This window comes from Halomonas sp. CH40, assembly GCA_041875495.1.
Classification (GTDB): domain Bacteria; phylum Pseudomonadota; class Gammaproteobacteria; order Pseudomonadales; family Halomonadaceae; genus Vreelandella.
The window spans coordinates 2,358,527-2,372,752 of record CP112982.1; the positions used below are offsets into that span (position 1 = coordinate 2,358,527).

General features: G+C 56.6%; 10 protein-coding genes. 5 read left to right on the forward strand and 5 right to left on the reverse strand.

Annotation, left to right across the window (positions count from 1 at the left end; genetic code table 11):
• Positions 1-70 precede the first annotated feature (70 nt).
• The 3 genes from htpX to OR573_10945 all read left to right on the forward strand — a co-directional run bounded on the left by htpX (position 71) and on the right by OR573_10945 (position 3,274).
• Positions 71-976 carry a protease HtpX gene (gene htpX / locus OR573_10935; protein ID XGA79017.1) on the forward strand — a complete coding sequence of 302 codons (906 nt, stop codon included), beginning with the start codon at positions 71-73 and terminating at the stop codon, positions 974-976.
• A 470-nt stretch (positions 977-1,446) separates the two neighbouring features.
• Positions 1,447-2,748 (forward strand): IS1380 family transposase, encoded by a 1,302-nt coding sequence (locus OR573_10940; GenBank protein XGA79018.1) that lies wholly within the window; start codon positions 1,447-1,449, stop codon positions 2,746-2,748.
• Positions 2,749-3,070: 322 nt separating this feature from the next.
• A complete protein-coding gene (locus OR573_10945; GenBank protein ID XGA79019.1) occupies positions 3,071-3,274 on the forward strand; it encodes a hypothetical protein in 204 nt (67 codons plus the stop codon).
• Positions 3,275-3,435: 161 nt separating this feature from the next.
• On the opposite strand, the gene pdxB is transcribed toward OR573_10945, so the two are convergent.
• On the reverse strand, positions 3,436-4,572 hold the full coding sequence (pdxB, locus tag OR573_10950) for a 4-phosphoerythronate dehydrogenase PdxB (GenBank protein XGA79020.1): 1,137 nt from the start codon (positions 4,570-4,572) through the stop codon (positions 3,436-3,438).
• An 85-nt stretch (positions 4,573-4,657) separates the two neighbouring features.
• Here pdxB and OR573_10955 point away from each other — a divergent pair, with 85 nt between their 5' ends.
• On the forward strand, positions 4,658-4,939 hold the full coding sequence (locus OR573_10955; protein ID XGA79021.1) for a hypothetical protein: 282 nt from the start codon (positions 4,658-4,660) through the stop codon (positions 4,937-4,939).
• Here the strand turns inward: OR573_10955 and OR573_10960 are convergent.
• Both OR573_10960 and rlmKL read right to left on the reverse strand, forming a co-directional pair.
• On the reverse strand, positions 4,936-5,271 hold the full coding sequence (locus tag OR573_10960; GenBank protein XGA79022.1) for a glutaredoxin family protein: 336 nt from the start codon (positions 5,269-5,271) through the stop codon (positions 4,936-4,938). The two genes, OR573_10955 and OR573_10960, sit on opposite strands and share 4 nt — an antisense overlap.
• Positions 5,268-7,505 (reverse strand): bifunctional 23S rRNA (guanine(2069)-N(7))-methyltransferase RlmK/23S rRNA (guanine(2445)-N(2))-methyltransferase RlmL, encoded by a 2,238-nt coding sequence (gene rlmKL, locus OR573_10965; protein XGA79023.1) that lies wholly within the window; start codon positions 7,503-7,505, stop codon positions 5,268-5,270. The genes OR573_10960 and rlmKL overlap by 4 nt, the downstream gene beginning before the upstream one ends.
• A gap of 406 nt (positions 7,506-7,911) precedes the next feature.
• On the opposite strand from rlmKL, the gene rmf reads away from it, so the two are divergent.
• Positions 7,912-8,121 (forward strand): ribosome modulation factor, encoded by a 210-nt coding sequence (gene rmf, locus OR573_10970; GenBank protein XGA79024.1) that lies wholly within the window; start codon positions 7,912-7,914, stop codon positions 8,119-8,121.
• Positions 8,122-8,167: 46 nt separating this feature from the next.
• On the opposite strand, the gene OR573_10975 is transcribed toward rmf, so the two are convergent.
• Both OR573_10975 and OR573_10980 read right to left on the reverse strand, forming a co-directional pair.
• Positions 8,168-9,205, reverse strand: a complete 1,038-nt coding sequence (locus OR573_10975) for a quinone-dependent dihydroorotate dehydrogenase (GenBank protein ID XGA79025.1) — start codon at positions 9,203-9,205, stop codon at positions 8,168-8,170.
• A gap of 157 nt (positions 9,206-9,362) precedes the next feature.
• A complete protein-coding gene (locus OR573_10980; protein ID XGA79026.1) occupies positions 9,363-14,186 on the reverse strand; it encodes an NAD-glutamate dehydrogenase in 4,824 nt (1,607 codons plus the stop codon).
• Positions 14,187-14,226: the final 40 nt, after the last annotated feature.

Sequence of the window (14,226 nt, forward strand, 5' to 3'; positions counted from 1 at the left end):
CCTCATCGTCTCTCCCCCATCTAAGCGATATCTCAGGGCCTGTTTCTTATCTCATCAAGGAGATCCCCAAATGCTGCGAATCGTGTTGTTTTTAGCCACCAACCTGGCCGTCGTGCTGGTCGCCAGCCTGACATTGCGCCTGTTCGGTGTAGAAGGCTATTTACGTAGCCAGGGCATCAACTTCACCAGTTTGCTGCTGTTCTGTTTCATCATCGGTATGGCCGGGTCGGTGATATCGCTATTGATATCCAAGTGGATGGCCAAGCGCTCAACCGGCACGGTCATTATCGAAAAACCCTCCAACGCCACCGAGCAATGGCTGGTCGATACGGTGGCCGAACTGGCCCGTGATGCCGGCATCAAAACGCCGGAAGTGGGTATCTTCCCGGCCCAGCAGTCCAATGCCTTTGCCACCGGCTGGAAAAAGGACGACGCCCTGGTGGCGGTTTCAGCCGGGCTACTTAACCGCATGAAACCTGAAGAAGTGCGCGCCGTTCTGGCCCACGAGATTGGCCACGTGGCCAATGGTGACATGGTCACGTTGGCGCTGGTACAAGGCGTGGTTAACACCTTTGTGATGTTCTTTGCCCGCGTAGTGGCCCACCTGATTGATGGCTTCCTGAAAAGCCGCACAGATGGCGAAGGCGGCCTGGGCTTTATGGGCTATTTTGCTGTCGTCATGGTAGCCGAGATTATTTTCGGAATTGCCGCATCGGCCATTGTGGCCTGGTTCTCTCGTTTCCGTGAATACCGTGCCGATGAAGCAGGCGCACGGCTGGCGGGCACGGGTGCTATGGTCAGCGCCCTGGCAAGGCTGAAATCCGAAACTGAGCTACCCGACCAGATGCCCGACACCCTGCGCGCCATGGCCATCACCAAGGGCCAGACACGCTCGCTTGTCGAGCGTCTGTTTGCCAGCCACCCGCCGCTGGATGACCGCATTCGCGCCCTGCAGGAAGCTTCCTACCGTCAATGATTCACGCTTCTGAGTGACGTTACAACAACGCCCACCCATTGAGGTGGGCGTTTTCTTGATGGAACGTCAGGCATAGCGACCAGCACTTCCACCTGAGCGCCGCTGCGTCTAGGGTCTATTGACGTTTCCTCACGGCCGCGACAGAGGCCCTTTTGGTGCAGAGCAAGGCGTGAGGAGCGTGGTTGGGTGGTTCCCAATTAGCGACGAGCAACGCAGGGCTGTGCCAAAAGGGCTCTGTCCCTTCGGGTTGCGCGCCAAAGGACGCCATGCGGCGTTGCGCCACTCGGTAAGGGCACCAATTGCCGTCGTGTCGCGCCTTGCCTGACGCCCTTTGGCGCAGCAACGCGGTTCGCGATGAAACGTCAACAGACCCTAACCCGAATTTCTCATAGGGTATAAAAGAAAGCGGCTGAAAATGTTAAAGTTTCAGGACCTTACACCAAAAACCAACATCAACAGCCGCTTCCAAAATGGTACCTGAAAAACTGACCTTCTCGCCACTCTCACGCCGCCAGATTGAAGCCGATTTCTCCGGTGGCCACATTACCTCCGATGCTGGGTTGCTTCTGCTTCGTGAAATCGACAAACAACATCGCCTGACGCGCCGTTTGGCATCGGTACTGCATGATCCTCGGGCACCGGAGCAGATTCGCCACAAACTCGACACCCTGGTTCGTCAGCGGGTGTTCGGTGTCGCCGCTGGCTACGAAGATTTTAACGACCATGAAGCCCTGCGCTATGATCAGGCCCTTCAGACGGCACTGGATGAAAATGAGGTGCTGGCGGGCAAGTCAACGCTGTCCCGGATAGAGCAGAACGCTGATCGACAAGCGATAGTGAAGGCCCATGAGCTACTCTGGCATCACTTCATCGAGCAGCATGACGAACCACCCAAAGAGATTGTGCTGGACTTTGATGGCACTGATATTCCCGTGCATGGCGACCAACCCGGCAAGTTCTTTAACCGCTATTACAATCACCATTGCTACTTCCCACTGTATGTCTTCTGTGGCCACCATCTGCTGGTGAGCTATCTGCGCACCAGTGACCGCAGCGACAGCCGCCACAGCTGGGCCATCCTCGCCCTACTTGTCCGCTTTATCCGTCAATACTGGCCCGACACCCGCATTGTATTACGCGGCGATAGCCATTTTTGTCGCCCCCGGATGCTGAACTGGTGCGATCGGCATCACGTCGACTACATCGTGGGTATTGGCAAGAACAGTCGGCTGCTCAAGGAAGTGGACGTTCCCATGATGCTGGTACGCAAGACCCAGTGGCAGGTAGGAGGGAAAGTGGCAGAGACGTTCCGCTTCCAATATCAAGCGCACTCTTGGAAGTACCCGCGCTGGGTGGTGGCCCGCCTGGAAGAAGGCGAGCTTGGCTCCAATCCCCGGTTTATCGTCAGTTCCCGTTACGACGATGGCTTCAAGCTTTACTACGAGCAGTACTGTGCTCGGGGCGACATGGAGAACCGAATCAAGGATCAACAACTGAGCTTGTTTGCTGACCGCACGTCCAGCACGCACTGGTGGGCTAATCAATGGCGGCTGATCTTATCAGGCTTTGCCTATACGCTGTTCGAGCGGTTACGGGCTTACCTGAAGAACACGCCCTTCGCACGCATGAGCCCAAGTAGCCTCAGGCTCAAACTCATCAAGGTGGGCGCGGTTATCATCCGCAATACGCGCCGAGTCCGAGTACTCATGAGTGACAGCTATCCCTATAAAACGGCGCTATCCGATCTCGTCAGACAGTTGGTGCCGAACTGAATGCTCGGGCGCCCCCGGCCCGATGCAATGGGGGGAAGGGGGAAGTGTGCCTGAATGACGGAAAATGGTTAAAAAGTAGGCTATTTAAGCCGTGCCAATAGGTGTTTAGCGGCACGACATCCTGAGTGCGGTGCTGGCTGAGGTGCTATGAGAAATCCGGGCTAAGGCTCCGTGTGAGCTTGCGTGAATATTTGAGCTACATTAACCTCTACTTTAATAGTACGCTAAATACAGAAGTTCTTTCTTCGCTGCGTTTTGATGTGACAGAAGTAGGTACACAGTGACGTATATGCAACACCTTGGTTAAAACAGGAGCAAAACCATGCAATCTCACTACAAAATGCCTCGCATCGTGCTTGCAGCAGGTAGTGTCATGGAGGTTTGGCCGGTTGGCGATTATTCACAGCACATGCCAAAAGGTACTGCTCAGGATCGGATTGGCCAACATTGGGTAAATGCTGGATCCCATTTATGTAAAGCGGTCAGCGATTATCAGAAGCAGGCCAAACATGCCGAAACAAACTGAACAGGATGATACGGCAGATAATAGCGCCGCCTCTGATAGGCATGTTGAGTTAACAGAGGGAAAGCTTGAACCTGGCTCTGAGATTGAACTGCTTATCCATAAACTTGAGAGTGGCAGTCTGACGCATGAGCAACAACAAGAATAGGCTTATTAAGCAGCCCCTAGACCCCAAAACCAGCGGCGCCCAGCCCAGGGGCCAGTGAGCTGGCGTCATCACACAGGCGCACCTTGAGGGTGGCGAACTCGCGCCGCAAGGGGTAATCAGCGCGGCAGCGATCAAAGGCGTTGCCAATCGCTTGGTGTTGCATCTCCCGCGCCAAGCGGTCGTGATCGCGGCGCGGGTCGTAAACCGCTCGCATGCACAGCCGTAGAGCGTCTTCGCTGGGTATGGCCTGTTGCAAGGTTAGTTCGCCAAGCGCTGGTGGCGGGCAGATATCGGCCAGCGTCAACGGGCTTTGGCGACCCAAATGCCAGGCCAGGGCATGATGAATCATCAGGCTCCCGCGCAGCTTGCCATCCAGGCTGTAGCCCGCTACATGGGGTGTTGCTAGAGCGGCTAACGCATGTAATTGTGGATCAATCTCCGGTTCGTTTTCCCATACGTCGAGCACAGCAGTAAGATCCGCCTGCTGGGTCAAGCGTTCCGCCAGGGCGGCGCTATCCATACAGTCACCGCGCCCGGCGTTCACCACTATGCTGCCTGGTTTGAGCGCATGGATCTCTGCGGCTCCCAGCAGATGGCGCGTCCTGTAAGGGCCTTCCGTGACCAGCGGGGTATGCAGGCAGAGCACATCACAGTGGCTGATCAGCGTTTGCAGACTTTCAAAGCCTGCGCTGCCTTCCTGGGCCGCTCGCGGCGGGTCACAGGCCAATACCTCGACACCTAGCGCCTGCAAGCGAGCCTGCAGGCGGCTGCCCACGTTACCCACGCCAACAACTCCCACGCAGCGCTGGGTTAATGACCACCCTTGGCGCTCAGCAAGGGTTAACAGGCTGGCCAGCACGTAATCCACCACCGCCTCGGCGTTACACCCAGGAGCGCTGGCAAATGCAATCTCACGTGCTTTCAGGTAGGCGGTATCAATATGATCGGTGCCTATGGTGCAGGTGCCCACAAAGCGCACCGGGCTATCTGCCAGTAGTGCTTGATTGACCTGGGTCACCGAGCGCACCACAAGGGCATCGGCATCCTTTAGATGCCGGGCGGTAATCTCGCGGCCCGGCAGGCGGAGCACGTCGCCAAGCGCAGCAAAGCAGGCCTCACTGGCAGGGATATTGGCATCAACGACAAGTTTCATAGCGTTTTTCATCTTGGGCTTTACAATGGGCGCTCGGCTGCGCAAGGCACCGGCAGACAACGCGCAATCAACAAGAGGACAAGGTGTGATCGTACGCTGGGAAACCGACCATGACTATGTGCTGGTGCATATTCATCAGGATATGTTTGGCGACTGGATCTTCAGCCGCGCCTGGGGGCAGATTGGCACCCAGTTCGGCGGCCTTAAACACCAATTGGCAGAAAGCCGCGAACAGGCCCGGATGTGGCTGGACGACGAGAGCACCATTCAGTCCTCGCGTGGCTTTCGCAAGGTGCTGGATGTGGACGATGACTCCCCGGAAGGCCAGGAAGCCATGCGCCAGCTCTCACTGCTGGATGCCCTCTAGCCAAGATAGCGGCGGCCATTGTGGGTATAAGCAAGTTTGGCGGGTTCTGGCTCAGGCGGCGACGTCAATGCCTGCAGTGCTGCCTGGTCGAGCCAACCACGCGCTTCAAGCCAGGCGGCTAGCCGCTCGACATCAAAGCCTCGATCCAGCTCCTTGCCCTCGGCATCTGCCAGCACCGGGATGCGCTGGGCATAGCGCGCCATCAAGCTATCGTCGCTGCTGATCTCAACCGCTGTCAGCACCACTGCCTGGTTGGCCAGCTGGCGCACCAGGGCCTCCAGCTGCTCGCACAGATGGCACCCCAAGGTTGTGTAAAGCGTCAACGCAATCATGCCGCCTCCTTGTGACGCAAAAGGAAGACATGGTGCAGGTTATGGCGGCGCTGGAAATCAGGGTCAAAGGTCTTGGCGGAAATATCCTCCACCTTGAATTCTTCGCGTAAGGTGCCATCCAGCTCGAAACGCCGCTGATTGTTGGAGAACACCAGAGTGCCCTCCGGCATCAGGCGCGCCATGGCCAATCGCACCAGTTGCGGATGGTCACGCTGAATATCCAGGGTATCGCGCATTTTCTTCGAGTTGGAAAACGTCGGCGGGTCCATGAAGATAAGATCAAACTGGGTGCTGGCGGTTTCCAGCCACTTGAAGCAGTCATCATGTATGACTCTGTGACGGCTAGGATCAAGCCCATTGAGGGCAAAGTTGTCCTGGGCCCAGCTCAGATAGGTGTTGGACATATCGACACTGACGCTGTCACTGGCGCCACCCAGGGCCGCATGCACCGTGGCTGACGCCGTATAACAGAACAGGTTGAGAAAGCGTTTGCCCTGCGCCATCTCACCCAGCAGACGCCGCACCGGACGATGATCCAGAAACAGCCCCGTATCCAGATAGTCACGCAGGTTGACCCATAGGCGTGCGGGTCCTTCCTGCACCTCGAAACGCTCGCCGCTGGCATCACGCTTCTGATATTGCGACTTGCCAGCCTGACGCTCGCGCTGCTTGACATAAATCCGGCTGGCGTCCACTGCCAAGGCGTGAGGCAGGACTTCAAGGGCGTCAAACAGGCGCTTCTGGGCCTGGGCGGGGTTCACCGAGCGCGGCGGCATATATTCCTGAACGTGTACCCGGTCGGCGTAGATATCAATGGCCAGGGCAAATTCCGGCATATCGGCATCGTACAGTCGATAGCAGCTTTCACAGCTTTGTTTGAGCCATTTCTTCAGGCGCTTCTGGTTCTTTTTCAGCCGGTTGGCGAACATCTGGGCGTTATCAGACGAAGCTTGCTGTGGCGCATCTTCCGCCCCCTGTGAGGGAGCATCGCTTGACGTTGACGCGGCATGGCTGTCAGCGCTCTGGGCAGAGGTCCTGTACGCAGTGTCAGCGCCAATTTCCATTAACAGCAGCTTGGCATCCAGCGGGCCATTTTTCAGCGCATACTGCTTGTGAGCTCTCAGCCCTAGCCGGTGGCCAAGATCCGGATTGCCAGTGAACACAGCCAGCGTCCAGCCGGGGAACAGCGCTTTGGCTTTTTCGCCCAGGGTCGCGTAAAGGCCGACCAGCTCCGGCAACTCCCCCAGCCGCTCGCCGTAAGGCGGATTGGTGATCAGCAGACCTGATGCTGATGCCAGACCTTCCGGGCGTTCAAGCTGGGCAACCCCCTGGCCATGAAAGGTGATCAGCGCCGGAATACCTGCGCGCATGGCGTTGGCCTTGGCCGCCGATAAGGCCGCCGGGCTTTGGTCAAAGCCGAACAGTGCATTCTTGCAACGTTTGCGGCCAATGCTGGCCCGCGCCTGGGCTTCACGCTGTAATTCTTCCCACACCGCTTGCTGGTGATGCGCCCAGCCGTGAAAACCAAAGCGCCGACGGTTCAGGTTAGGCGCCTGATCTGCTGCCATCAGCGCCGCCTCAATCAGCAGAGTGCCTGCCCCACAGAGCGGGTCAATCAAAGGCTCACCAGCTTTGGCTCGGGCTTGCCAGCCCGCACGCACCAGCAAGGCAGCAGCAAGGTTTTCCTTGAGGGGCGCATGCCCCACATCCAGACGATACCCCCGCCGATGCAGGCTTTCCCCGGACAGGTCGATGCCCAGAGTCAGGTTGCTGCGGTGCAGATGAGCGTAAAGTCGCATATCCGGGGATTTGGTATCCACCTGTGGCCGCTCGGCGCCCGCCAGCGCCATGGCGTCCACCACGCCATCCTTGACCGTCTGGGCGCCAAAGCGCGTATGGCGGATATGCTCACTGCGGCCATGGAAGTCGACCGCCAGGGTTTTGCCTGCTGCGATATGCTCGGCCCAAGGCACCACAGTGACAGCGCTGAGCAGCTGCGCGGCGGTATCCACCATGGACGCCCGCTGCAAAATGACAATCACCCGGTTGGCCAAGCGTGACCACAGACACAGGCGATACGCCGTCTCCAGGCTGGCGCTGACATAAATACCTGCCACCGTGGTTTTACCCGGCGTGGCGCCCAGCTGAATCAGCTCTTCTTCCAGCAGTTGCTCGATGCCTTTTGGGCAGGTCACCAGCAGGTCAAGTGCTTCGTTTTGATATTGCTCGGTCATAATTACTCAATCTTGGGCGCTTGATCATGGCGAATCAAGCGGGGTGATCATCGTCTGGCAGCGGCGTTTCCAGGCTGATATTACTATTTATGTCAATTCCATGTAGCTCTTATGACAATTTAATGGTCGACAAACCCTGGCCTTATGGTCTAACAATAAAGGGGTAGCTACAGAATAACGCATGCGTTTGTTGTCGGGGATTCAGGGTTCGATTTTTGGCTCATTTTTTTGATTCACGACAACCATATGGCGTTGGGGTTGATGTTTCAGAAATGCAGGTTTGCTGCGTTCAGCACGTGAGTGCTTTACATCATCAGCATGACCTATCTCACCCCAACAGCCAGCTCCTGAAATGGCGGTTTTTTGCTATTTCTCATCAAAGGCTTTCATTAGAAGAGGTTAGCCAATGAAAAGACAAAAACGTGATCGCTTTCAACGGGCTTATGTACACGGCTATAAAGCAGGTGTCACAGGACGCTCACGGGATGACTGCCCCAGTCAGGATGTCAATTTACGAGAATACTGGATGAGTGGTTGGCGTGAAGGACGCGGCGATCAGTGGAGCGGGATGACGGGGGTTTCCGGCATCCACAAAAACCCCATGGTGATGACCTGAACCGGTAATACGCTGAGCGTGTCATCATGGAAGTTGAAGCCTGCCCCTATGCGGCAGGCTTTTTGTTATCTGCACTGACTGCCAACGCAGAAGCGCATGCATTGATCAGGCCTGGCCCCTGATAAATAAGCCCGGAGTAAAGCTGTACCAGATCTGCCCCCGCTTCCAGCTTCTGCTGAGCCGCCTCACCGCTATCAATTCCCCCTACCCCAATAATCGGTATAGCAGGCAAATGCTGTCGCAATAGTCTAATGACCCGGTTGGAGGCTTCAAACACCGGTTTACCTGATAGCCCACCGGCCTCTGTGCTTTGCGGGTCATCCTCTACCGCCTGGCGCTCAATGGTCGTATTGGTCGCAATCACGCCATCAAGGCCGTTACGCTCAATACTTTGTGCCACCAAGGCAATTTCCTCTTCACTCATATCCGGCGCAATCTTGACTAACAGCGGCACACGCTGCTGGCGGGCATCATCCAGCTCAGTGGCGCGCGCTCTGATCGGCCCCAGCAGCGCATCCAGCTGTTCGCCAAACTGCAGGGTTCTAAGCCCCGGCGTATTGGGCGAGGAAATATTCACCGCGATGTAATCCGCCACATCGTGCACGGCGTCCAGGCAAAGCAGATAATCAGCCAGCGCATCCTCTACCGCCGTGCTCAGATTCTTGCCGATATTGATGCCGATAATGCCATCAAAACGGCTTTTCCTGACCTGCTCCACCAGGTGCGCCACCCCTTTGTTATTGAAACCAAAGCGGTTAATGATGGCATCATGCCCGGCAAGGCGAAACAAACGCGGTTTCGGATTGCCCGGCTGTGCCCTGGGGGTAACAGTGCCTACTTCGATAAAGCCAAAACCTAAAGCCCCCAGCGCATCAAGGTGGTCGGCATTTTTATCCAGCCCTGCCGCCAACCCCACCCGGTTGGGAAAACGCAAACCCATCAGCTCTACCGGGTCAGCCACCCTTGCCCCTGCCAGCCGCTTGGCCGCCCCCAGGCGATGCAAGGTATCCAGCATGCCCATGGCCAGGGTGTGTGAGGCTTCGGGGTCAAGACGAAAAAGCGCGGGACGAATAACGTGGTACATGGTGGTTCCTCTGGCCAGGCAGCAATAAGCGGCCAGCATTATAGCGCAAAGCGGGCAAGAGCGGCAGGCTGGCGTGACAGACCAGACGCCCACAACAAGAAACGCCGTGCCCGGCTAACCAGACACGGCGTTATTTCAGCTACTTATGCGTATACGATCAGGCTTCGCTATCACTTTCAGCCAAGTCCACCAGTTCACGCACGGCCACGGCAAAGAGAGCAAAACCGCTTTCACTGCCGCTGCGCACTTCCTCTATCAGGCGGCACCAGCGGCGATGAAGATCGGCATGCTGATCCAGCCATTGTGCCACCCGCTCGTCCACGCCGTGGTTACCGGTTTCAAGCTTCAACACGCTGGTTGTCAGCGCCAGCTGCTGGCGGTCGATATCATCGCGGAAGGTTTCCCGCGCCTGGGCCTGCCAGGCATCGCGCACATCCAACCGGGTGACCTGCTGAATCATCCAGGGCAGTTCCAGGCGGCTGCCGACTTCATAGAACACCTCGGCAACGCGCTGGGGCTTTTCGTTGACATGGCGTGCCGCCTGGATGATACCCAGCCCCGCATACAGGCTGGGCGCTGCAGCAACGCTTCCTGCCAGGGTTTCAGGCACGCCGGCCTCAAGCAGCTCTTCACGGCGCTGCTCCCAGGCGGCCAGCTCTTCACCGCTAAGCAGCTCACCGATTCCTTCCTGCAGCTGAGCCAGGCGCGGGCCAAAGTATTCCACGGCATCCTGGGTGGAAAGCCCCAGATGCTGACGCAGGAACCAACGGGTGGCGCGACGCACCATACGCATCAGGTCCAGCATCATCCCGTACTGCACCTGACTGGATACGATGTTGTCCAGCGCTTCAATTTCCGCCCACAGGCTGGGCAGGTTAAAGCTGTCACGAGCAATGATGTAGGCGCGAGCAATATCAGCGCGACCAGCCCCGGTAGAGTCTATCAGGCGGCGTACGAAGACAACGCCCATATGATCCACCAGATCATTGGCGACCTGGGTCGCGACAATTTCACGCTTCAGGCGATGCTCGTACATCTCGGTGAGATAGTTATCCACCAGTGGCTGTGGGAAGAGGCGCTCAAGATGACGATGAATATAGGGGTCATCCGGCACCTCGGAGACGATCAGGTCACCTTTCAGCGTGCTCTTGGCGTAAGAGATCAACACCGAGAGTTCTGGCAGGCTCATCCCCTCGCCGCTGCCTGAACGCTCTTTCAGGACGTCATCCTGCGGCAGGAACTCAAGCTCGCGGTCAATCTGCCCAACGGCTTCAAGCTCACTGATAAAGCGACGATAAGGGCCAATACCCTGCTGGGAGATCAGCGCCGACAGATCCAGGGCCTGGGTCTGGCGATAGTTGTCGAGAATGACCAGATCTGCCACTTCATCGGTCATATCCGCCAGCAGCTTATTACGCTGCTTCTCGGTCATATCACCGCGCTTGACGATTTCATCAATCAGGATCTTGATATTGACTTCATGGTCAGAGCAATTCACGCCACCGGCGTTATCAATGAAATCGGTGTAAACCAGCACGCCCTTATTGGCAGCCTCCATGCGGCCCAGCTGGGTACATCCCAGATTACCGCCCTCACCGATAACGCGGCAGTTCAGCTCACAGCCATTGATACGCAAGGCATCATTGGCTTTGTCGCCTACCTCGGCGTCGGTTTCCTCCGAGCCTTTCACATAGGTGCCAATACCGCCGTTCCAGAACAGGTCAATCTTCGCCTTGAGCATGGCACGGATCAGGTCATTGGGGGCCATCTGGGATTCACTGATGCCAAAGACGTCCTGCATCTGCGGCGTGATGCTGATGGATTTGGCACTCCGGCTGAAGATACCGCCCCCTTCAGAAATCAGCGACTTGTCAAAATCTTCCCAGCTGGAACGCGGCATAGTGAACAGGCGCTGGCGTTCAGCAAAGGTCGTAGCAGCATTCGGGTTGGGGTCAACAAAGATATGCAGGTGGTTGAAGGCACCCACCAGCTGAATATGTTCAGACAGCAGCATGCCGTTGCCGAATACATCGCCGCCCATATCACCAACACCGACTACGGTGAAGTTTTCGCGCTGGGTGTTCAGCCCCAGATTACGGAAATGGCGCTCAACCGATTCCCAGGCGCCCCGCGCGGTAATGCCCATCTTTTTGTGGTCATAACCATTGGCGCCGCCGGAGGCAAAGGCATCCCCCAGCCAGTGGCCGTACTCGACGGAGATTTCGTTGGCAATATCCGAAAACGTTGCCGTTCCCTTATCGGCGGCCACCACCAGATAGGCATCATCGTCATCATGACGTACCACATTGTCTGGCGGCACAACGCCACTGCCCACCAGGTTGTCAGTGACATCCAGCAAGGCACGAATAAAGGTCTTGTAACAGGCAATACCTTCTTTCTGCACGGTTTCCCTGTCAGCATTTTCGGGCATCCGCTTACAGACAAAGCCACCTTTGGCACCCACCGGCACAATCACGGCGTTTTTCACCTGCTGCGCCTTGACCAGCCCCAGCACCTCGGTGCGGAAGTCTTCCCGGCGGTCAGACCAGCGCAGCCCGCCACGGGCAACCTTACCGCCGCGCAGGTGAACACCTTCCACCCTGGGCGAACAGACGAAGATCTCATAGGCAGGCCGCGGCTTGGGCATGCCGGTCACCTTGGAAGGCTCCAGCTTGTAGGCAATGTAATCCTTGAAGCGCCCCTGCTCACTCAGCTGATAGTAGTTGGTACGCAAGGTCGCCTGAACCAGTTCCACAAAGCGTCGCACCAGCTGGTCATCATTGAGGCTGGTAACCTGTTCAAGGTATTCATTAATACGTGCAAGACAGGCACTGCTGTCGCGATCCTCGCACAGAGGGTCAAAGCGCAGACGGAACAGCTCCACCAACTCACGGGTAATATGCGGGTAGTTGGCCAGGGTAGAGGCAATATAGTTTTGCGACATACCAAAGCGAATCTGCTTGAGGTAACGCGCGTAGCCGCGCAGCATCGCTACTTCACGCCAGTCCAGGTTGGCACCAATAATCAGCCGGTTGAAGGCATCGTTATCGGCTTCACCGCCCCAGATCCGCTTGAACGCCTCAGTGAATGCCTCACGCATTTCGCTCAGGCTAAGGTCGGCGCCACTATGTTCCAGTTCAAAATCGTGTATCCAGTAGCGCTCTGAGGGCGCGTTAATCTCATAAGGGCGTTCGCCGATCACCCGCAGCCCCAGGTTTTCCATCATCGGCAGCACATCCGAAAGCGGAATCTGTGATTCGCGATGGAACAGCTTCAGGTTAAGGCCACCGCCCTGCTCTTCCAGCGGGCGATAGAGCGACAGCGCCAGGTCATCGCCATTATCCAGTGCCAATAGGTGCTGAATATCAAAGACACCGGTACGCGCACTGAAATCCTCCCGATAGCTGGCAGAAAAGGCGCTGCTGAAGCGCTCCATCAACCGGTTGGCACTTTCTTCCCCAAAGCCTTCCACCATGGCGGACTGCAGCTCATCTTTCCAGCTGCGCGCCAACTGCGAGACCTTGTGTTCGATACGTTTCAGGTCAAACTTGCCTGGCTTATCGCCGTTGAAACGCAGGATCAGCTGAATACGCGCCAGCACCGACTCGGAAAGATAGGTATTAAAGTCACCAAAATGCGCATCCATTTCTTCGCATAGCAGGTTCTGAATGCGTTGGCGCAAGTCGGTGGAAAATACATCCCGAGGGACAAAAATCAGACAGGAATAGAATTTGCCGCTCACATCCGCGCGCACAAACAGGCGCACTTGGCGGCGTTCACGAATATTGAGAATGCCCAGCGCTGTTCCGGCCAGAGACTCGGTCGAGGTCTGGAACAGATCATCACGCGGATAGACTTCCAGTACCTGCAGCAACTGTTTGCCGTTATGGCCTTGAGGGTTGAAGCCGGCAATGTCCATCACCGCCTTCAGTTTACGGCGCAGTACCGGAATATTACGCGGTGATTCATTATAGACGGTGGCAGTAAACAGCCCAAAGAAGCGTCTCTCACCTATCACATTGCCGTCATCGTCGTAGCGGTCAATCGTGATGTAATCCGGGTAGGTAGGACGATGAACCCGGGAATGATGAGCACTTTTGGCAAACGACAATAGCTGGGGCACGAGTACGTAATCGTTGTTCTCGTCAACGCCCTGCTCGGTACGGATGCGTTCGCAGTAGCGCGGATAATCCAGCCGGAACACACCCAGAACGCTGTCGTTGTCGCGCACCAGTTCGCCGTCTTGAAGGGTGTATTCGTCATAGCCCAGATAAGTGAAATTATCTTTGACCAACCATTCCAGAAACGCGATCGCTTCTTCGTGATCATCCGGGTCGATCTGCGGCGGGCAGACTTTTTCCAGCTCCTGAATGGCCTCACGGGTACGCGCACACATGCCGTCATAGTCATTGACTGCAGTGCGCACATCACACAGCACGTCATGAAGATTCTGCTCGATAACCGCCAGGGCATCGCGGTCAGTATGGCGATCCACTTCAATAACAATCAGCGATTCGCGGCTGTCAGGCGTATCGTCATTCTGGGATGGAACCAGCCGCTTAAGCTGGTGCTGGCCATCGCGTTCCACTGAGAGGACAGCATTCTGAATCGCATGAACCGTCAAGCCACGGCGGTTAAGCTCGATACGCACCGAATCGACCAGAAACGGCATATCCGCATGCAACACCGCCACAAAGGTGTGGGTCGACTGCCAACCATGCTCTTCAAAATCAGGATTGAAGACGGCTACTTTGGGACTTTCTGGTTCATGATGCTGAAGAAACTGCCAGATGGAGAGGGTGGCGCCGTAAAGGTCATCCAGCCGCCGGTCAATGAGATCCTCGACAGGCACGGTGGCATAAAACTGCCGCGCAAAAGCATCAATCGCCGCCGCTCTAGCGGGCTCCAGACGCGATTCCAGCCGTTCCTTTAACTGTTTGAGAAGATCCTGTCGGCTCTCTTCAATCGCAATGTAATGCATTTATCACCTCAACTGCCAAGGCCATTACCGGCCAAAACGA

Coding starts and splice junctions, on each gene's coding strand:
- htpX (XGA79017.1), top strand. CDS start 71: ATGCTGCGAATCGTGTTGTTTTTAGCCACCAACCTGGCCGTCGTGCTG.
- OR573_10940 (XGA79018.1), top strand. CDS start 1,447: ATGGTACCTGAAAAACTGACCTTCTCGCCACTCTCACGCCGCCAGATT.
- OR573_10945 (XGA79019.1), top strand. CDS start 3,071: ATGCAATCTCACTACAAAATGCCTCGCATCGTGCTTGCAGCAGGTAGT.
- pdxB (XGA79020.1), bottom strand. CDS start 4,572: ATGAAACTTGTCGTTGATGCCAATATCCCTGCCAGTGAGGCCTGCTTT.
- OR573_10960 (XGA79022.1), bottom strand. CDS start 5,271: ATGATTGCGTTGACGCTTTACACAACCTTGGGGTGCCATCTGTGCGAG.
- rlmKL (XGA79023.1), bottom strand. CDS start 7,505: ATGACCGAGCAATATCAAAACGAAGCACTTGACCTGCTGGTGACCTGC.
- rmf (XGA79024.1), top strand. CDS start 7,912: ATGAAAAGACAAAAACGTGATCGCTTTCAACGGGCTTATGTACACGGC.
- OR573_10975 (XGA79025.1), bottom strand. CDS start 9,205: ATGTACCACGTTATTCGTCCCGCGCTTTTTCGTCTTGACCCCGAAGCC.
- OR573_10980 (XGA79026.1), bottom strand. CDS start 14,186: ATGCATTACATTGCGATTGAAGAGAGCCGACAGGATCTTCTCAAACAG.